The 17,918-nt window shown below is 66.8% G+C and carries 17 protein-coding genes and 1 tRNA gene; 9 read left to right on the top strand and 9 right to left on the bottom strand.

Annotated elements, in window-relative coordinates; all coding sequences use genetic code 11:
• The first annotated feature begins 287 nt into the window (after positions 1-287).
• Positions 288-671, top strand: coding sequence for a response regulator (locus ACN2C8_RS02155; RefSeq protein ID WP_419255789.1), 384 nt, complete (start codon positions 288-290; stop codon positions 669-671).
• An 11-nt stretch (positions 672-682) separates the two neighbouring features.
• On the opposite strand, the gene ACN2C8_RS02150 is transcribed toward ACN2C8_RS02155, so the two are convergent.
• Positions 683-1,390 (bottom strand): hypothetical protein, encoded by a 708-nt coding sequence (locus tag ACN2C8_RS02150; RefSeq protein ID WP_419254159.1) that lies wholly within the window; start codon positions 1,388-1,390, stop codon positions 683-685.
• 82 nt (positions 1,391-1,472) lie between these two features.
• The gene (locus ACN2C8_RS02145) at positions 1,473-2,396 is read right to left on the bottom strand and encodes a LysR family transcriptional regulator (RefSeq protein ID WP_419254158.1); all 924 of its coding nucleotides are present in this window, start codon (positions 2,394-2,396) and stop codon (positions 1,473-1,475) included.
• Between the two features lie 117 nt (positions 2,397-2,513).
• Between ACN2C8_RS02145 and ACN2C8_RS02140 the strand changes: the two genes are divergently transcribed.
• The 4 genes from ACN2C8_RS02140 (at position 2,514) to ACN2C8_RS02125 (ending at position 5,440) form a co-directional block, all read left to right on the top strand.
• A complete protein-coding gene (locus tag ACN2C8_RS02140) occupies positions 2,514-3,089 on the top strand; it encodes a carboxymuconolactone decarboxylase family protein (protein ID WP_419254157.1) in 576 nt (191 codons plus the stop codon).
• A 115-nt stretch (positions 3,090-3,204) separates the two neighbouring features.
• Positions 3,205-3,882: a peroxiredoxin-like family protein gene (locus ACN2C8_RS02135; protein ID WP_419254156.1), complete on the top strand. Its 678-nt coding sequence runs from the start codon at positions 3,205-3,207 to the stop codon at positions 3,880-3,882.
• On the top strand, positions 3,879-4,820 hold the full coding sequence (locus ACN2C8_RS02130) for a DMT family transporter (RefSeq protein WP_419254155.1): 942 nt from the start codon (positions 3,879-3,881) through the stop codon (positions 4,818-4,820). The genes ACN2C8_RS02135 and ACN2C8_RS02130 overlap by 4 nt, the downstream gene beginning before the upstream one ends.
• A complete protein-coding gene (locus tag ACN2C8_RS02125; protein ID WP_419254154.1) occupies positions 4,817-5,440 on the top strand; it encodes a glutathione S-transferase family protein in 624 nt (207 codons plus the stop codon). The genes ACN2C8_RS02130 and ACN2C8_RS02125 overlap by 4 nt, the downstream gene beginning before the upstream one ends.
• Positions 5,441-5,446: 6 nt before the next feature.
• Here the strand turns inward: ACN2C8_RS02125 and ACN2C8_RS02120 are convergent.
• The 5 genes from ACN2C8_RS02120 to ACN2C8_RS02100 form a co-directional block, all read right to left on the bottom strand.
• Positions 5,447-5,523, bottom strand: a tRNA-Met gene (locus ACN2C8_RS02120).
• Positions 5,524-5,644: 121 nt separating this feature from the next.
• Positions 5,645-6,718, bottom strand: a complete 1,074-nt coding sequence (locus ACN2C8_RS02115; RefSeq protein ID WP_419254153.1) for a glycosyltransferase — start codon at positions 6,716-6,718, stop codon at positions 5,645-5,647.
• 95 nt (positions 6,719-6,813) lie between these two features.
• Positions 6,814-7,929 carry an NAD(P)/FAD-dependent oxidoreductase gene (locus tag ACN2C8_RS02110; RefSeq protein WP_419254152.1) on the bottom strand — a complete coding sequence of 372 codons (1,116 nt, stop codon included), beginning with the start codon at positions 7,927-7,929 and terminating at the stop codon, positions 6,814-6,816.
• Complete coding sequence (locus ACN2C8_RS02105) at positions 7,926-8,228, bottom strand: hypothetical protein (protein WP_419254151.1); 303 nt, start codon at positions 8,226-8,228, stop codon at positions 7,926-7,928. The genes ACN2C8_RS02110 and ACN2C8_RS02105 overlap by 4 nt, the downstream gene beginning before the upstream one ends.
• Positions 8,229-8,266: 38 nt before the next feature.
• Complete coding sequence (locus ACN2C8_RS02100; RefSeq protein ID WP_419254150.1) at positions 8,267-11,707, bottom strand: indolepyruvate ferredoxin oxidoreductase family protein; 3,441 nt, start codon at positions 11,705-11,707, stop codon at positions 8,267-8,269.
• 141 nt (positions 11,708-11,848) lie between these two features.
• On the opposite strand from ACN2C8_RS02100, the gene ACN2C8_RS02095 reads away from it, so the two are divergent.
• From ACN2C8_RS02095 to ACN2C8_RS02085, 3 genes are all read left to right on the top strand, one after another.
• Positions 11,849-12,346, top strand: a complete 498-nt coding sequence (locus ACN2C8_RS02095; protein ID WP_419254149.1) for an Lrp/AsnC family transcriptional regulator — start codon at positions 11,849-11,851, stop codon at positions 12,344-12,346.
• Entirely contained in the window at positions 12,327-13,622 is a 1,296-nt protein-coding gene (locus ACN2C8_RS02090) for an SMP-30/gluconolactonase/LRE family protein (protein ID WP_419254148.1), read from the top strand. Before ACN2C8_RS02095 ends, ACN2C8_RS02090 begins: the two co-directional genes overlap by 20 nt.
• A 69-nt stretch (positions 13,623-13,691) precedes the next feature.
• The gene (locus ACN2C8_RS02085) at positions 13,692-14,561 is read left to right on the top strand and encodes a pirin family protein (protein WP_419254147.1); all 870 of its coding nucleotides are present in this window, start codon (positions 13,692-13,694) and stop codon (positions 14,559-14,561) included.
• Between the two features lie 29 nt (positions 14,562-14,590).
• On the opposite strand, the gene ACN2C8_RS02080 is transcribed toward ACN2C8_RS02085, so the two are convergent.
• The gene (locus ACN2C8_RS02080; protein WP_419254146.1) at positions 14,591-15,658 is read right to left on the bottom strand and encodes a phytanoyl-CoA dioxygenase family protein; all 1,068 of its coding nucleotides are present in this window, start codon (positions 15,656-15,658) and stop codon (positions 14,591-14,593) included.
• Between the two features lie 227 nt (positions 15,659-15,885).
• Between ACN2C8_RS02080 and ACN2C8_RS02075 the strand changes: the two genes are divergently transcribed.
• On the top strand, positions 15,886-16,905 hold the full coding sequence (locus ACN2C8_RS02075) for an adenosine deaminase (RefSeq protein ID WP_419254145.1): 1,020 nt from the start codon (positions 15,886-15,888) through the stop codon (positions 16,903-16,905).
• Here the strand turns inward: ACN2C8_RS02075 and ACN2C8_RS02070 are convergent.
• Positions 16,902-17,888: a DegT/DnrJ/EryC1/StrS family aminotransferase gene (locus tag ACN2C8_RS02070; protein WP_419254144.1), complete on the bottom strand. Its 987-nt coding sequence runs from the start codon at positions 17,886-17,888 to the stop codon at positions 16,902-16,904. The genes ACN2C8_RS02075 and ACN2C8_RS02070 overlap by 4 nt on opposite strands.
• Positions 17,889-17,918 lie beyond the last annotated feature (30 nt).

The raw sequence follows: 17,918 nt of genomic DNA, 5'->3' as shown, positions 1-17,918 counted from the left end.
TCGGTCCGTTCCTAGCCGGGAATTTAGACGTCGAAGCTGGTCTTGGTTGGTTAATTGTCTGTTACGAAATGCCCCTCGGCAAATGTTGTAGACACAATGCCACAGGACAATTTCGATCTTGTCTTGGCTCTGAAAATCAATATGCCCTTTCTGTTCCACATTCAGCTGACCCAGAAATCAACTGGACGCCTATCTTGGGTGCGACAAGATGACACATCCATGATCACAAGCATATTTTTACAGACGTATGTTCTGGTCGAGAAAATGGTTATTTGGAGGACAAAATGGTGGCCAACGCTTCGATGCCTATCCTTGTTGTCGATGATTACAAGACCACGATAAGGATCGTTCATAGCCTGCTGCGACAGCTTGGTTTTGACAATCTCGACGAAGCGGCCAGCGGCGAAGAGGCCCTGGGCAAGCTCAAGAGCAAATCCTACGGCCTGGTGATCTCGGACTGGAACATGGAGCCGATGACGGGCTACGATCTGCTCAAGTCAGTGCGCGGGGATGCCGCTCTGAGCCGCATGCCGTTCATTATGATCACCGCCGAGAGCAAGACAGAGAACGTCGTCGCAGCCAAGCAAGCCGGAGCCAACAACTACATCGTCAAGCCGTTCAACGCCGAGACGTTGAAGCAGAAGATGTCGACGATCTTCGGGGAGTTCTGAGGTTCTTCAGGCTATCTCGTAGCTAAGGAGTTGATCCATCGGTGACCTCGTCCAATTACCCAAAGCCTGACCGCCTCGTTGCCGCGAGCGATGACCAACCGGCATCCAGCGAGATCGTGTCCCTGCATCGAAACCTGGCGGCGCTCCGCGCGGTTGTCGGCGGCCTGGCTCCGCATCAGATGGGCGCTGAACGCTTGCCCGCTGCGCGAGCCGAGATTGTCGCCATGCGTCGGGAGGCCGACGATGGGATTGGTCGTATCCTGACGTCTGCAGAGACCCTTCTCGCCGCACCAGGCGGCGCGGCGAACGATGTTCAAGTCCATGCCATAGCCATATTGGAAGCCTGTGGTTTTCACGACCTGATCGGCCAGCGTCTGAGCAAGGTTCTGGACCTTTTGTGCACGCTGGAAGCTCGGCTCAACAGCGTCGCAGCTTGCACTGACGTAATGGATACCGTTGTTGCGGAGACAGCCGCCGAGCGACTTTGCCGCGAGCAGGTCATCCGTGGCCCGGCGCTTAACGGTCCGGATGTGCTTCAAAGTGAAATTGACGCGCTCTTTGGCTAGGTCAGTGACCTGTTCCTGAAAACTGGACCGGCGTGAGCTGGAGTTTTCCCGTTTTGCGGCATGGCCCACGAACTGGGCGATCTTCTGCAGCAGTCGCAGGAGCTGTCCAGCGGCGGCGACGTAGACTATCTGCTTTCTGGACCGGTTCTCCACTCCGCCGCAGGCTCCAGTCAGACCTGATCCCCGCCATGTCCGGAGGAAAGGCTTCGAGTGTTTTTCCCGGACGTTCCGCCGGTTACGCAGCCGATTCATGTCCCTGGCGCGGGCTGTCGATGGGCAACGCCATCTCCGAGTTGCAAAGGAAATCGGCGAAGGCGCGGGCCTTTCGCGATGGATTGCGGCCCGCTGGAAAAACAGCATTGGCCTCTATCGGCTCAAGTTTGAAGGCGACAAGCACCGGCACGAGATCGCCTGAAGCGATTTCTGCCCGACACATCCACAACGAGGCGAGCGCCACGCCCATCCCGGCCCGAGCCGCAGCAATGACGCCCTCGGCCGACCCGGTCTGAAGCCGGCTTTCAACAGCCACCGAGACTGTCGAGGTCTCGCGCAGGAAGTTCCAGCTCTGGCGCGCTGGACCAGGACCAAGGATGAGATCGTGCCCCGCCAGATCACCAGGAGTCTCGGGCGCGCCCCGACGGGCGATATAGCCGGGGGACGCGATGGCCATTCTCGGTGCACTGGCGATCTTGCGCACCTTCAGAGCCGAGTCCGCGAGTTTGCCAAGGCGAATGGCCACATCGATCCCTTCGGCCACCAGGTCCTCGAGTCGATCGGCCATCAGCAGTTCGATCTTCAGATCGGGGTGGGCGTTCATGAAGCGCGGCAGACGCGGGATGACCTCGCGCACGCCGTAGGCCACCGGGAGAGCGACGCGCAGGAGGCCACGAAGGCCTTCCGCACCCCGAGCGGCGGCTTCGGCGTCTTCGACGTCGGCCATGATCCGGCGGGCGCGGTCGAGCAGATCCAGCCCCGGCTCCGTCAGGTTGATCCGCCTTGTGCTGCGGAGCAGGAGGGACACGCCAAGCCGGGCCTCCAGGCCCGAGACAATGCGGCTGACGGACGGTTGGGAGAGGCCCATCTCGCGAGCCGTACGCGAAAAGCTGCCGGTCTCGGCGACGCGGACAAAAACGCTCAGCTCTTGAAGGCGGTCAGTCATTTGCCAGAAGGATAAATCATATCCGAAGGTAGAAGATACCCCCCACCGAGCATATAGCCCAGTTTCTCCTCAGGACGACGGATTGGCCGCCGCCGCGTCATTCCAGAGGAGCCCATCATGTCCATCGCCTTCGAGCTTCATACCCCCGAGACCGCCCCCGAGGCAGCCCGTCCGATGCTGGCCGCCGGCAAGAAGGCCTACGGCGCGGTTCCCAACCTCTATGCCATCCTCGCCGAGAGCCCCGCCGCCCTGAAGGGCTACACGACGCTCTGGTCGATCTTCGACGAGTCGAGCTTCACGCCCGCTGAGCGTCAGGTCGTCTATTTGACCTCCAACTACGAAAATGAATGCCGCTACTGCATGGCCGGGCATTCGGTCCTGGCGAAGATGGTGGGCCTTTCCGACCAGGCCATTGCCGCTATCCGCGACGGTGGCGTGATCGATGACAGCCGTCTGCAGGCGCTTCACCGCTTTACCGGCCAGGTTGTCGCAAACCGCGGCTTTGTCTCCGACGCCGAAACCGAGGCCTTCCTCGCTGCCGGCTTTGATCGTCAGCAGGTGCTGGAAGTCATTCTCGGCGCGGCGGTCAAGCTGATGAGCAACTACACCAACCACATCGCCGAAACGCCGCTGGATCCCTTCATGGCCAACACGGTGTGGGAACACCCGTCGCGTCGCGTCGTCGCCGCCTGATCCCCGGCCGCCGCCGGCCGGCCGCCGGCCCTTCGCCGCCTCGCACGCCCAAGTCGCGCGGGCGAGGCGGCGACTGAGCGCGCCCGCCAAGTTTTCCAGCCGCAAGGACACCGTCATGTCACTCCAGGTCCGTCTCGACGCCTTCAAGACCAAATTCCAGGCTGGAAAGCCGCCCTACAATGTCTCGCCCACCGCCATCGCCACCATGCAACGGGCCACGGCGGAGTTGATCGCCTCTGGCCAGGCGGGGCGCGCCCGTCGGGCCGGCGAGCTCGCGCCAGAGTTCACCCTGAATGATCCCGACGGCAGGGCCGTGCGCTCCGTGGATCTGCTCGCCCAGGGCCCCCTGGTGGTCACCTTCTACCGCGGGGTCTGGTGCCCCTACTGCAATATGGAGCTGGAAGCCCTTCAGGCCGCGCGCGGCTACATCCGCGCGCTCGGGGCCAAAATCGTGGCCTTGTCGCCGCAAACCGAGGTGAACAGCCGCAAGTCTGTTCGCCAGAACGGTCTCGACTTTCCGATCCTGAGCGATGTCGGCGGCGCGGTCGCCGACGCCTTCGGCCTGCGCTTTGCGCTCCCGGACGATCTGGTGGCGCTCTACAAGAGCCTCAAGAACGATCTGCCGTCCTTCAACGCAGATCCGGCCTGGACCCTGCCAATGCCGGCCCGCTACGTCATCGCCCCCGACGGCGTGATCGCCTATTGCGAGGTCAATCCCGACTATACACAGCGTCCCGATCCTTCGGACCTTTTCCCGACGCTTGAGCGCCTCGCCGGGTCGAAGGCGGCATGACCGCGGCAGCCCCCGCGTCCGGGCCCCGGCTGGGTCGAGGTTTGCTCGCGGGCGCCGGGTTTGGGCTCGCAGCGGCCCTGATGTGGGCCGGGTATCTGGCCTTCGCCCGGCTCGGCGTGAAGACGGGGCTCGGCCCCGCAGACTTTGTCTTCCTGCGTTTTGCGACCGCGGGAGCGATCATGCTGCCGTTCCTGGTCAAGGCCGGCTTGCGCGACCTGGGCGGGGTCGGCTGGAGGCGCGGGGCGATCCTCGCTCTGGTTGCCGGTCCGCTGTTCATCGCAGCCGGGGTGGGCGGCTATGTCCATGCGCCCCTGTCCCATGGTGTCGTGATCCAGCCGGGCGCGATCACCATGCTGAGTCTGCCACTGGCCTGGTGGGCTCTGGGATCCCGTCCGAGCCGCCCGCAGATCGCCTCCGTGGCGCTCGTCGCTGTCGGCCTTGGCGTGATCGCCGTGACGGGTGGCGGTGATGCCGATCGCGGCGCCTGGCGCGGTGACCTGCTGTTCGTGGCCGCCGGCGGGCTTTGGGCGATCTTCACCGTGCTGATCCGCCGATGGTCGGTCAGCGCGCTCCAGGCAACCGCTGCGGTGTCAGTGCTGTCCGCAGCCGCGGCCGTGCCGGCCTACCTTTTGTCGGGAGGACTTGAACGTCTCGGCCAGGTCGCACCCGCCACCTTGATGACTCAGGTCGTCGTTCAGGGTGTCTTCTCCGGCGTGCTCGCAGTGCTGGCCTATGGGCGGGCTGTCGCGCTTCTCGGACCGGCTCGCGCGACTCTTTTCACGGCCCTCGTCCCGGGACTGGCCATGCTTATCGGCGTCCCGGTCACCGGCGAAATCCCGACCGGGCTTCAGATCGTCGGGGCTGCCGTCGTCATGCTCGGACTGCTCGTTGGTCTCAACGTCATCAGGTTTCCCAACTGGAAAGGTCTTGCGTCATGATCCAGCTTCACACCTTCGCGACCCCGAACGGCGTCAAGATTCCCATCCTCCTGGAAGAACTGGGCGCGCCCTATGAACTCCGGTTGGTCAACGTCAAGCAGGGCGAACAATCGACACCAGAGTTCCTGGCCCTGAACCCTAATGGCCGCATCCCGGTGATCGTCGATACAGACGGTGCCGGCGGGCACTCTGTCACGCTCACCGAGTCCGGTGCGATCCTGATCTATCTGGCCGAGAAATTCGGCGGCTTCATCCCGACCGAGCCCACCGCCCGAATGCGCTGCCTGGAGTGGCTGTTTTTCCAGGTTGCCGGCCTGGGGCCCATGTTTGGCCAAGCCGGCTATTTCCTGAAACTCGCGCCCGAGAAAATCGACTTTGCCATTGCGCGCTTTAGCGGAGAAGCGGCCCGGCACGTTCAGGTGCTGGACGGTCGTCTGGCTGAGGCAGAATGGCTGGCGGGCGACGACATCTCGATTGCCGACATCGCGCACTTTGGCTGGATCTGGCGGCGCAGCTTTGCCGAGGTTAGCCTCGACGCGGCGCCAAACGTCGCGCGCTGGTTTGCGGCCATGGAAGCCAGGCCTGGCGTACAGCGGGGCATTGCCGCGCTTTCGTCCTGACCGTCCTGGTGGTTGGAGGCGGGATCGAACCGCCGACCTGTGGGTTATGAATCCACCGCTCTAACCATCTGAGCTACCCAACCGTTCCAGAACGGAGCGGCGTCATACGCTCTCGCGGCCAAGGCATCAAGCCCGCAAGCGCGATCCGCCGAAGTGGCCGCCGGTCCGGCGCCGGATCGCGCTTCCACCTAGAAAAGAGCCTTCTTATCCGGGACGGGAAGCCCCGTCCCGGGAAGGCTCAAGCATCCGATCAAGGACCGCTTCAAGACGCCGCGCCAGGCTGGCCGAGCCGTAGTCGCGCAGCACGGTCTGGCGGGCGGCCTGACCCATGGCGCGGGCGAGGTCGGGCGTGGCGATCAGGTCGGCCAGGGCGTCGGCCAAGGCCATGGGATCATCGGGCGGCACGAGGCGACCGGTTTCGCCGTCAACCACCATCTCGACCGGGCCGTCGATGGCCGACGACACCACCGGCAGGGCCACGGCCATGGCCTCCAGCAGGGCCAGAGGGAAACCCTCCTGATGCGACGGAAAGGCGAACAGGTCGCCCATGGCCAGGAAGCCCGAGACGTCGGCCGTCCAGCCAATCAGGCTGACGGCGGCGCCCAGGTCCAGTTCGGCGATCAGGCGCTCCAGAGGGGCGCGCTCCTCGCCCTCGCCGGCGATGTCGCACACCACGTCCAGGCCGCGGGCGCGCAGCAGGCCGATGGCGCGGATCAGGCTGTCGAAGCCCTTCTTGGGATGCAGTCGGCCGGCGGCCACCACCCGGATCGCCGTGCCCGGCGCCGCGAAGGGATCGGCCTGGGCCGTCGGCTCGGCTACGGCGTTGGGCACGAAGTGCGCCCGCGCCGGGGGCACGCCGCGCGCCACGGCAAGCTCGGCCAGGTGGCGTCCGACGCAGATATAGTGGGCGCCTTCGATCACATCGAAGACCGGCTTGTGCACGCAGATCACCTGCACCACGCCCGCCGGCGCCACTCGGCCAAACAGCCGCGCCGGGCGCTGGCCATGGCTGAGGATCAGGCCCGGGTGAACCGTCTCGACCCATCGCCGGGCGGCGCCCACGGTCCAGGGATCCCAGTCGGTAAAGGCGGGCATCACCTCCAGCGGCGGCGAGCGCAGGGCCTCGGCTCCGCTGACCGCCCCGCCCCGGCGCACCACGCCCGTGCAGGTTCCGCCATGCTTGGCGGCATAGGCCTCGAGGATCGGCTGATAATCGAGGAACACGCGCTCCAGACCGCCCAGCCCCTTGCCCAGCATGGCGTGCAGGATGTTGGTCAAGGCTGGTCTCCGACAAGGCGAGGCGCGCGGACCATCTGCGGGCGGGTCGAGCGTGTCAATCTAGAGCCTGCGGCGGCGGGCGCCGCCTGGCCGGCCTAATCCAGCAGCCGGGCCGCGACCTCTTCGCCGATGGCCAGCGAGCTGGTCAGGCCCGGGCTCTCGATGCCAAACAGCGCCATCAACCCCTCAAGACCATGGTCGTCCTGGCCGCGCAGCTGGAAGTCCGGCTGCGGCTCGCCCGCGCCATGCAGCTTGGGGCGCACGCCGGCATAGTCTGGCGTCAGGGCGCCGTCGGGCAGGCCCGGCCAGAACTTGCGGATATAGGCGGCGAAGACCTCGGCCCGGGCCGGGTCGACCGAATAGTCCGGCTCCGGCACAAATTCCAGATCGGGGCCGAACACCGCCTGGCCGCCCAGGTCGTTGCGATAGTGGGTGCCCAGGGCGCCAGGGATCGGCGGCGGATAGATCAGCCGCTGGAACGGCGCCTTGCAGGTCAGGCGGAAATAGACGCCCTTGCCGAAGTGGCCAGCGGGAATGCGATCGGCGGGATAGCCCTCGATCCGCCCTGCCACGGCCTGGGCCGACAGCCCCGGCGCGGTGACCAGCAGGCGGCAGGTCAGGGTGGTGGGCTCGGCCCCGCCGGCCCGCACCGAAAAGCCGCCGCCCTCCAGCGCTTCCGCGCCCTCGAACGGCGTGGCGCTCACCACCGCTCCGCCGGCCGCCTCGATCTCGCCCTGCAGGGCCAGCATATAGCCATGACTGTCGAACACGCCGCTCTCGGGCGACAGCAGAGCCGCGTGAGCGTTGAGGCCGGGTTCCAGCGCCCGGGCCTGCTCGCCGGTCAGGCGCGCCATGCCCTCGACATCATTGGCCAGCGCCTGGGCCCAGATGTCGACGAGGCGCGCGACCTCTTCCTGATTGGTGGCGACCACCAGCTTGCCGCACTTCTTGTAGGAGACGTTGTGCCGGTCGAGGAACGTGTAGAGCAAGCGTCGCCCCTGCACGCACAGCCGCGCCTTCAGCGAACCGGTGGCGTAATAGAGCCCGCCGTGAACCACCTCGGAATTGCGCGACGACACGCCCTGGCCGATGTGGCCCTGCTCTTCCAGCACCGCGACGATCAGGCCGCGCTTGGCCAGCGCATAGCCGCAGGCCAGGCCCACGGCGCCGGCGCCGACGACGACAGCATCGAAATCGAAAGCTTCGCTCACTCGTCGGCGGCCTTGGCCTGCGCCTTCAGGTTGGTCAGCATCTGAGTCAGCGAGATGTTGCCGGCCACCGGTTCTTCGGGATCGACCAGGTCGAAGTCCAGCTCGTCCAGCAGGGCTTCAAGCTGCTCGGAACCCCCGACGATCTCGGCGGCGCGGCGATAGTTGAGCTCGGCTAGTTCGGCGGCGACGCCTTCGTCGAGCGACGCGAACTCGCCCCGCTCCACCCGGGCCTGCAGATCGGCGGCGTCCTCGGCAGAAAGCTGCACCGTGACGTGGGGGGGATCGAGCGGTCTGGTCATGGCCTCAACTTACCACGAACCCGCCGCCGCACCACATCTCACCCCGCCCACTGCTCCCACAGCTTGGCCTCGGCCGCCTTGGCCGTGACCACCGACGCCTCCTTGACGTGGCCATAGCCGCGGATGGCCTGCGGGATTTCGGCGATCTTCACCGCCAGCGGCAGGCTCTCGGGCCGCAAGCCGGCTGACAGGCGGTCCAGCGTGACCGCGTAGTCCGCCATCAGGCCGCGTTCCATCCGGCGCTCTTCGGTCTTGCCGAAGATGTCGAACGAACCGCCGCGCAGGCCCTTCATCTTCGCCATCAGCGGGAAGGCGTAGTCGAGCATCCAGCCGCCGAAGGCGATCTTCTTCGGCTTGCCGTCCGGACCCTTGGCGCCGATGATGGGCGGAGCCAGCCAGACCCTGGCCTTGCCGCCCTTGAACGTCCCGGCCAGTTCGGCCGCGAAGCGACCATCCGTATACAGACGGGCGACCTCGTATTCGTCCTTGTAGGCCATCAGCTTGTAGAGATTGACCGCCGCCGCGCGGGTCAGCGGCAGGGCGCTTTCGTCGCCGCTGACCGCGACCTCGGCCAAGCGCACCTTGGCGACCTTGGTGGCGTAGCGTTCCGCATAGGCGGCGTTCTGATAGCCGGTCAGCTCGATGGTGCGCTTGGCGATAAGGTCGTCCAGCGACATCGTTTCAGGCGTGGCCACAGCGTCGACCTTGGGGCCGGCGGCCGTGGGATCGTGAGCGATGCGGCGACCCAGCTCGAAGGCCTGCAGGTTGGCGTCGGCCTCGACCCCGTTCAGCTTGATGGCCCGGTAGAGGGCACGGCTGGAGACCGGAATCACGCCGCGCTGCCAGGCAAAGCCGACCATGATCATGTTGGCAAAGATGGCGTCGCCGAACTGGCTTTCGGCCAGGTGCTGGGCCGGGCAGGCGTCGAAGCTCTTTGACGCCGCCTTGACCCGGCGGGCCATGGCGCCGCTGTCGAACTTGACGTCGCGGCTGGTGACGAAGTCGGCCGTGGGCGCGAAATCGCTGTTGCCGAAGGCGGCGGTGCGGTCCTTGGCGTAGAGCGACAGGCCCTCGGGCGAGGCGGCCACCAGCAAATCGCAGGCGATCAGCACATCGGTGCTGGCGGCCGGCACGCGGCCGCCGACCACGGTGTCTTCGGTCTCGCCGATCTTGACGTGGCTGAACACCGAGCCGCCCTTCTGGGCCAGACCGGTCATGTCCACGACGCTGCCCGAGCGCCCGTCGATATGGGCGGCCATGGCCAGGATCGAGGCGACGGTGGTGACGCCGGTGCCGCCCACGCCGGTGAACAGGATCTTGCGCACGCCGGTCAGCGGTTCGAATTCCGGCAGCGGCGTCGAGTCGGCCGTCAGGGCGGCGGGCGCCTTTTTCGACTGCGCGCCCTCGGCCCCTTCCAGGGTGATGAACGAAGGGCAGAAGCCCTCGACGCAGGAATAGTCCTGATTGCAGCTGGACTGGTTGATCTTGCGCTTGCGGCCAAACTCGGTGTCCAGCGGCTCGACCGAGACGCAGTTGGACTTCACCGAACAGTCGCCGCAGCCTTCGCAGACCAGCGGGTTGATGAACACGCGCTGCGTGGCCTTGGCCATGGTGCCACGCTTGCGGCGGCGGCGCTTTTCGGTGGCGCAGGTCTGGTCATAGAGCAGCACCGTGGTCCCGACCGTGTCGCGCAGCATCTTCTGCACGGTCATCAGCTCGGAGCGTGGGAAGACCTCGACGCCAGGCGCCAGGTCCTTGACCTCGGCATAGCGCTCCAGCTCGTCGACGACGATGACCGTCTTGGTGACGCCCTCGGAGGCCAGCTGGCGGGTGATCTGGGCGGGGGTGAAGCCGCTCTCGGCCTTCTGGCCGCCGGTCATGGCGACGGCGTCGTTGAACAGCAGCTTGTAGGTGATGTTGGCCTTGGCCGCGATCGCCGCCCGGATCGCCAGGGATCCCGAGTGATTGTAGGTGCCGTCGCCCAGGTTCTGGAAGACGTGCTTTTCGGTGGTGAACGGCGCAGCGCCGACCCAGGTCAGACCCTCGCCGCCCATGTGGGTGTTGAGGTCGGTCGAGGGATCGTTGAAGCCGGCCATATAGTGGCAGCCGATGCCAGCCAGGGCCCGCGAGCCTTCCGGCAGCTTGGTCGAGGTATTGTGCGGGCAACCCGAGCAGAAGAACGGCTTGCGGGCCTGGTCGGCCGCGAGGCTGACGGCGGCGACGCCGGCGGCCGAGACGCGGTCCAGATAGGCGCGGGCCCGTTCCATGTGCGGCCCGTCGGGCAGGCGGTCATAGATGGCCAGGGCGATTTCGGCGACCGACAGCGAGCCCAGTTCCGACAGCAGCGGATGGTGGTGCTCGTCGGTCTTGCCGATGATGCGCGGGCGAGCTTGCGCGGGCAGGTCGTAGAGCGCGGCCCGGGCCTGGGGCTCGATCAGGCCGCGCTTGTGCTCGATGACCATCAGGGTCTCGAGGCCGGCGGCGAAGGCGCGGATGCCCAGGGGCTCCAGCGGCCAGGGCATGCCGACCTTGTAGATCGACACGCCCAGGTCGGCGGCTTCCTGCAGGGTCATGCCCATGGCCGTGAAGGCCTCCAGCACGTCCTTGTAGGCCTGGCCCTGGCAGACGATGCCCAGACGCGCCTTGCCGACGCGGACATGCGAGGCGCCCAGCACCACGCGGTCGATGTGGTTGGCGCGGGCGAAGGCCAGGGCGGCGGGGATCTTGTGGAGGCGGAGGCGGCGCTCCTTCTCCATCGGCTGGTCCTTCAGCCGGATGCCCAGACCGCCGGGCGGCATGGCGAAGTCGGGGATGATGATCTGGTGGCGGTCCAGCGAAACGTCGATGGTCACGCCGCTGTCCATGGTGTCGGCCAGGGCGATCATGCCGGTCCACAGGCCGGTGAACCGCGACATCGCGATCCCCATCAGGCCGTAGTCGAGCACTTCCTGCACGTCGGCCGGCGACAGCACCGGCATTTCGAAGTCCTGGAAGGCAAACTCGGACTGCGACGGCAGGGTCGAGCTTTTGCAGGCATGGTCATCGCCCGCCACGGCCAGCACGCCGCCGGTCGGGAAGCTGCCGGCGAAATTGGCGTGCTTGAAGACGTCGCCGGTACGGTCGACGCCGGGCGCCTTGCCGTACCACATGCCGAACACGCCATCATGGGTCGCGCCCGGGAACAGGTTGGCCTGCTGGCTGCCCCATACAGCGGTGGCGGCCAGGTCCTCGTTGAGGCCTTCCTTGAAGACCACATCGTGGGCGGTGAGCAGCTTGCTCAGGCGCGCGGCCTGCTGGTCCAGCCCCCCCAGCGGCGAGCCGCGATAGCCGGAGAGAAAGCCCGCCGTATTCAACCCCGCCTTGCGGTCCAGGCGCTTGCGATCGAGCAAAACCCGGATCAGCGCCTGCACGCCGGTGATGAAGGCGCGACCATCTTCGAGAAGATATTTGTCGTCTAGAGTGACTTCCGAGTGCCTCATGGCAAAAAAATTCCTCCCGGGTCTTCTCGCCCGCGTAGCAATATCTTATAGAAACAGGGAAATTGTTTGCCCAAGGCGTGCCCTACCCATGGCCGCTTTCGGCATGATCACCGCGCTAAACGACCTCTGGGGGAGGAATTCTTGTCCGAACAACTCGACGCCGTGGATGCCAAGATCCTCGATCTCATCCAGCACGACGCCGGACTGTCTGTCGCGGAGATCGCGGAGCGAGTCGGATTGTCGTCCAGCCCGTGCTGGCGGCGGATCAAAAGGCTGGAAGACGCCGGCGTCATCCAGCGGCGCGTCACGATTCTGGACCGCGAGAAGCTGGGCCTGGGCTTCGAGGTCTACTGCACCGTCAAGCTGTCGCTGCCCACCAAGGAGAACCTCGACACGTTCGAGCAGGCCGTCAGCAAGTGGGCCGAGGTGGTGCAGTGCGCGACCGTCACGGGCTCGGCTGACTACGAGATGCGCATCGTCACCCGCGACATGCGCGCCTTCGATGAGTTCCTCCGCGACAAGCTGCTGTCGCTGGGCCTGGTCAGCAACATCGAGAGCCGCATCGTCATCCGGGGGGTCAAGAACTCCACCGCCGTACCGCTGGGTCTCGTCAGCCCCTATGTCAGCCCCCTGGGCTAGGGCGCTCGCGGGCGTCGCCGTCGGCGCGCTCGCCTTTGCCCTGACCACGCCGTCCCTGGCCGAAGGACGGCTGGACGCCTTCCGCCGCCTGCGCGCTGAGGGCCTGGCCGCCGCCAAGGCTGGCGATATGGCTGCGGCTCAAGCCCGCATCAGCGAGGCGGTGACGACCCTGCCGTCGCACCCCGGAGCCATCCTGCTGCTGGCCCGCCTGAAGGCCGCCGACGATCCCGCCGGCGCCGTCGCCCTGCTGGCCCGCCACGCGGCCATGGGCCTGATCCACAACGCCCCCGCCGATCCGCTCCTCAAGGCTCTGGCCGACCGAGCCGACTACGCCCCGGTCGCCGCACGGGTCGCCGCCAACCGCCAGCCGATCGGCGCACTGAAGCCGGTCGCGGATTTCGCCGGACCTGTCCTGGCCGAGAGCGTCGCCTATGACAGCAAGGCCGGCCGCCTGCTGGTCAGCCAGATCCACGCCCGACGGATCGTCGCCATCGGCAAGGACGGCGCGGTCTCAGAGTTTACGGCCCCCTCAGACGACATCTGGGGCGTGTTCGGTATCGCCATAGATGCGCCGCGTCGGATTCTATGGGCCCTGACCGCCGCCACGCTCCAGGCCAAGGGCGTCGCCGCTGCCGATCTGGACGCGATCGCCCTGCTGCGGATCGATCTGGACACCGGCAAGATCCTGGCCCGCTACGCACCGCCCGCTGACGGGACCAAGCGCCAGCTGGGCGACCTGACCGTGGGCCCCGACGGCGCGGTCTATGCCTCAAACTCGCTGGGCGGCGAGGTTTGGCGACTAGAGCCGGGAGCCAAGGCGCTGGATCGACTGGTCTCATCGCCAGAGCTCGGCTCGCCCCAGGGCCTGGCCCTGGCGGCCGACGGCAAGCATCTGCTGGTCGCCGACTATTCCAGCGGCCTGCACGTCATCAACCTCGCCAGCGGCGCGGTGACGCCCGTCGCCACGCCGCCCGACGTCACCCTGCTGGGCGTCGATGGCCTGACCCGCACCGGCCAAACCCTGATCGCCGTCCAGAACGGCGTCGCGCCCCAGCGGCTGCTTCGCCTCTGGCCGACACCCGACGGCAAGCGCCTGACCCGCGTCGAGACCCTGGCCGCCAGCCTGCCCGACCTCGATGAGCCGACCAGCGGCGCGATACGCGGCGACGACTTCGTCTTCGTGGCGCGCAGCCAATGGACCGATTTCGGCGACGATGGGCTGAAGACGGCCGCGCCCGGAGCGGCGCGGGTGATGGCGATCAAGGTCACGCACTAGCGGCGCTTTTCGACAAGACGCCCGCCGCAACTCATGAGAATCTCCCGCCAATCTTGGCCGGAGCCCTCCATGATCGACCTCGTTATCGAAGCCCGCCGTCACGACATCGGCAATTTCGAGGTCGGGCGCATCCTGCCGTTCCACGCCCACCGCATGGTCGGCCCCTTCGTCTTTCTCGACCATATGGGCCCTGCCGAGTTCGCGCCGGGCTTTCCCAAGAGCGCCGATGTGCGGCCTCACCCCCATATCGGCCTGTCGACCCTGACCTATCTGTTCCAGGGCGAGATCACCCACCGCGACAGCGTCGGCTCGCTGGCGGTGATCAAGCCGGGCGAGGTCAACTGGATGACCGCCGGGTCGGGCATCACCCATTCCGAGCGCTTCGAGACCCTGCGTCGTCAGGGCGGCCGGATGGACGGCATGCAGGCCTGGATCGCCCTGCCCCAGGAATTCGAGGAGGTCGATCCCGCCTTCAGCCACCACCAAGGCGACGCCGCCCTGCCCTCCTACGAAAGCGGCGGCCTGAAGGCGCGGCTGATCGCCGGCGAGGCCTTCGGGGCCAAGACCAATGTGCCGGTCTTTTCGCCGCTGTTCTACGTGCACTGGGAGCTGGCGGCCGGAACCACCGCCGCCCTGCCCGCCGAGTATTCCGAGCGCGCGGCCTATGTCGCCAGCGGCCGGGTCGAGGTGGACGGCCGCGAACTGACCGCCCCGCAGATGGCCGTGTTCGCGCCGGGCCAGACCATCGTCTTCAAGGCCCTGGAGCCCTCGACCGTCATGCTGCTGGGCGGCGAACCCGTGGGGCCGCGCTTCATGGAATGGAACTTCGTCTCGTCGTCAAAGGACCGGCTGGAGCAGGCCAAGGCCGACTGGAAGGCCGGCCGCATGAAGCTGCCCGACCTGGACCACGACGAGTTCATTCCCCTGCCTGAGGCCTAGCCCGCAAAGCCGCAACCGAACCCTGGTTGCTACTTGTAGCGACGGTTCTCGCGGATGCCGAAGCGCAGATAGTGCTTTCTGGCGTCGACGCGGGCCGCCGCCACATCGGGATTGAGCGCCAGGTAGCGTTGCGGATCGAAGTCCGGCGGCGTCTTGCCGGGAACCGGCGCGGGCTGCGCCGCCGCGACGGTTGGGGCCCGGCGCTCGACCTGCTCGACCGGGCGGTCGACATAGATGTTCGGCGCGGTCTGGCCGGTGGTGATGTCGACGATCTGGCGCAGGTCCAGATTGCCCATCAGCGGATCGGAGAAAGCCGGCGTGTAATAGGCGCAGTCGTCGAAATAGTAGTGCGTCACCTGCGACCAGCGCGTCCGCGTCGGATCGTTCTGGCGACTTCCGCCGTGCAGCAGGTTGGCGGCCCAGATCAGCGCCTGGCCCTTCTGGGGCTGGAACAGCTCCGGCTTGGCGCCCGAGGCTTCGACCATGGCGTCCCAGACGTCTTCATAGGGCTTCTGGGCCATGAAGTCGGCCCCGGCCCCGATCACCTTGCCGATCATGTCGTTATAGACGATCGGCCACTTGTGAGAGCCCGGATAGTAGACCAGCGGGCCAGCGTCGGGATGGATATCCTCCATCGCCAGCCACACGCCGCACATGAAGCGCTCGGGAATGCTCGAGAAGTGGATCGAGTCTGAATGGATGTGCTGCTGGGTCCCGACGGGAAAGTTCAGCGTCTGGAACGGGAAGGCGCGGCGGCCGTACAGCCTGCTCAGCAGATCGGTCACGACCGTGTTGGCGGCGATGGCGCGCACATCCTCGTTGGTGCGCCAGGCGTCCTGCACGCGCTGATCCTTCCGGGCCTCGCCGTGGGTGCGGTAGTGCTCCAGATCATATTCCGGCGTCAGGGCCGCGATGATCCGCTCGATCCGCTGGTCGAGCGCCTCGTCGGGGAAGTCAAAGACCGCAAAACCCTTCTCGTTCAGCTGCAGGGCGATGTCGCGCTCCCGGCTGGACAGCCCCATGTCGTCCAGCGAGGCCGCAAACAGCATCGATTCGATGAGCGGCACGCCCGGCAGAAGCTTCTGAGAAACAGTCATGAGACCTTCGCGGCGACAACCTTGAGTACGGGACCGACTTAACCGATATCGCCGCGTGATTTCCAGCCCCGGCGGGGGGCGCCGAGACCTTAGGGGTCTATCGGGACGTATCCGGATTTATCGCGTCGATGTCCGGTTCGAGGCTGTCGGGTTTATCGGGTCGCTTTTGCGAGCCCGGCGCCGCGATGATGGTTGATCGCCACCGGCTGGTGCGATCATAAACCTGCATGACCGACACCAGCCTGACCACCTTCGTTCGCGGCCTGCCCAAGGCCGAGCTGCACATGCACATCGAGGGCAGCCTCGAGCCCGAGCTGATGTTCGAGCTGGCCAGGCGCAACGGGATCACCCTGCCCTACAAGTCGGTCGAGGAGATCCGCGCGGCCTACGCCTTCTCCAATCTGCAGGACTTCCTGGACATCTATTACCAGGGCGCGGGCGTGCTGATCACGGAGGCGGACTTCAAGGACCTGGCCCTGGCCTATTTCCGGCGGCTGTCGGCCGATGGCGGGACCCATGCCGAGATCTTCTTCGACCCCCAGACCCACACCGATCGCGGCATCGCCTTAGACGTGGTGATGAACGGCCTGCTGGCCGGCATGGACGAGGCCGAAAAGACGCTGGGCGTCACCTCCAAGCTGATCCTCTGCTTCCTGCGCCATCTGGATGAGGACGCCGCCTTCGCCACACTCGAGCAGGCCAAGCCCTGGATCGCCAAGATCGTCGGCGTGGGCCTGGACAGCTCCGAGGTCGGCCATCCGCCGGCCAAGTTCGCCCGGGTCTTCCAGGCGGCCCGCGACCTGGGCCTGAAGATCGTCGCCCACGCCGGCGAAGAAGGCCCGCCCGCCTATGTCTGGGAGGCCATCGACCTGGTGAAGGTCGACCGCATCGACCACGGCAACCGGGCGCTGGAGGACGAGGCCCTGACGGCGCGGCTGGTGCGCGATGGCACGACCCTGACGGTCTGCCCGCTGTCGAACCTGAAGCTGTGCGGCGTGAAGACGCTGGAAGAGCACCCCCTCAAGCGCATGCTGGACCTGGGCCTGAAGGCCACGGTCAATTCCGACGACCCGGCCTATTTCGGCGGCTATCTGCTGGAGAACTACATGGCCACGGCGACGGCGGTGGGCCTGAGCCGCGACGAGCTGGTGACCCTGGCCCGTAACAGCTTCGCCGGGTCCTTCCTTAGCGAGGCGGAAAAGGCCGAGCGGATCGCGGGCGTCGAGGCCTACGCGGCGGCAAACTAGCCCGCCACAGCGCTGCGCAGCACCGCCGCGATATCGTCGAGGGCCTCAAGGCCCAGGTCCGGATCGATGCGGATCACGACCACCGAACCCGCCAGGCGGTCAGCGACCGGGGTCTCGTCGGCGTCCATGTCACGGGTGCGGAACGAGGCGCCGATGGCTTCGACGCCGGCCTCTCCGAGCTTTGTCAGCACGCCGGCGGCGGTGTCGTCGGGCAGGCTGAAGGCGCAGGTCTCGGACACCCAGCTCATGCCCCAGCCGGGCTGGAAACCGATCGGCGCGTCCAGCAGCAGAACCCGCAGGCGCTGAGCGGCGGTGGCCAGGCGCGGACGCCTTTGCGGCCACAGGTCCAGGCCCGCCTCGCCTTCGAACAGCGGGGCGTCCATGGCGTTGATCGGGGTAGCGTCCTCGCAGGCGACGAACACGCCCTGGCCGCTGGGCAGGCCGACAATGACCGGCACCGGGGCGCTCTGGATGACGTCGAAGGCCTCGACGGCCTCGACCAGGATCGGCAGGCCGGTCTCGTCGCGAAAGGCGGCCCAGGCGCGCAGATCGGGCGCGCGGCCATGGGCGCCGGCCGGCAGGATGGCTTCCAGCGGACCGGGGGCCTCGGGCAGGCGCTCGCGCAGGTGCGAGGGGTCAAACATCCAGCTGAACGGGTCGACATCGACCAGCCAGGGCTTGAGGCCCGCCGCGTCAACGCCGGCCAGGGTCTGCGGGCAGGCCAGGGCAGAGACCACGCAATAGCCGCCAGGACGAACGCCCAGGGCGGTCAGGGCGACGGAGACGGCCTGCGCATGATCCGACAGCACCCGCACGGCGACAGGGCGGCAGAAGCGCGACATCAGGCCCGCCTCCTCGCCCGGACCATGGCCGGCCGCGCGCAGGGCCTCGGTCACGGCGTCGAAATCGACCGGCAGGGCGGGCGCACGTTTCTTGGCGGTGGTCGGCTGCGGAACGGGGGTGGCGGCGGGCGAAGGACGCATGGGGTAGGCGCTTCCACGAGAGACCGGTTC

The organism is Caulobacter sp. ErkDOM-C (genome assembly GCF_048541825.1).
In the GTDB taxonomy this organism is placed as follows: domain Bacteria; phylum Pseudomonadota; class Alphaproteobacteria; order Caulobacterales; family Caulobacteraceae; genus Caulobacter.
The sequence above is the reverse complement of the archived record's forward strand: the minus strand, read 5'-3'. Positions and strand labels throughout refer to the sequence as shown.

Excerpts from the sequence above, each read along its gene's own strand:
- ACN2C8_RS02145 (WP_419254158.1), bottom strand. The coding sequence starts at position 2,396 with ATGACTGACCGCCTTCAAGAGCTGAGCGTTTTTGTCCGCGTCGCCGAG.
- ACN2C8_RS02140 (WP_419254157.1), top strand. The coding sequence starts at position 2,514 with ATGTCCATCGCCTTCGAGCTTCATACCCCCGAGACCGCCCCCGAGGCA.
- ACN2C8_RS02135 (WP_419254156.1), top strand. The coding sequence starts at position 3,205 with ATGTCACTCCAGGTCCGTCTCGACGCCTTCAAGACCAAATTCCAGGCT.
- ACN2C8_RS02130 (WP_419254155.1), top strand. The coding sequence starts at position 3,879 with ATGACCGCGGCAGCCCCCGCGTCCGGGCCCCGGCTGGGTCGAGGTTTG.
- ACN2C8_RS02125 (WP_419254154.1), top strand. The coding sequence starts at position 4,817 with ATGATCCAGCTTCACACCTTCGCGACCCCGAACGGCGTCAAGATTCCC.
- ACN2C8_RS02105 (WP_419254151.1), bottom strand. The coding sequence starts at position 8,228 with ATGACCAGACCGCTCGATCCCCCCCACGTCACGGTGCAGCTTTCTGCC.
- ACN2C8_RS02100 (WP_419254150.1), bottom strand. The coding sequence starts at position 11,707 with ATGAGGCACTCGGAAGTCACTCTAGACGACAAATATCTTCTCGAAGAT.
- ACN2C8_RS02090 (WP_419254148.1), top strand. The coding sequence starts at position 12,327 with ATGTCAGCCCCCTGGGCTAGGGCGCTCGCGGGCGTCGCCGTCGGCGCG.
- ACN2C8_RS02085 (WP_419254147.1), top strand. The coding sequence starts at position 13,692 with ATGATCGACCTCGTTATCGAAGCCCGCCGTCACGACATCGGCAATTTC.
- ACN2C8_RS02080 (WP_419254146.1), bottom strand. The coding sequence starts at position 15,658 with ATGACTGTTTCTCAGAAGCTTCTGCCGGGCGTGCCGCTCATCGAATCG.
- ACN2C8_RS02075 (WP_419254145.1), top strand. The coding sequence starts at position 15,886 with ATGACCGACACCAGCCTGACCACCTTCGTTCGCGGCCTGCCCAAGGCC.
- ACN2C8_RS02070 (WP_419254144.1), bottom strand. The coding sequence starts at position 17,888 with ATGCGTCCTTCGCCCGCCGCCACCCCCGTTCCGCAGCCGACCACCGCC.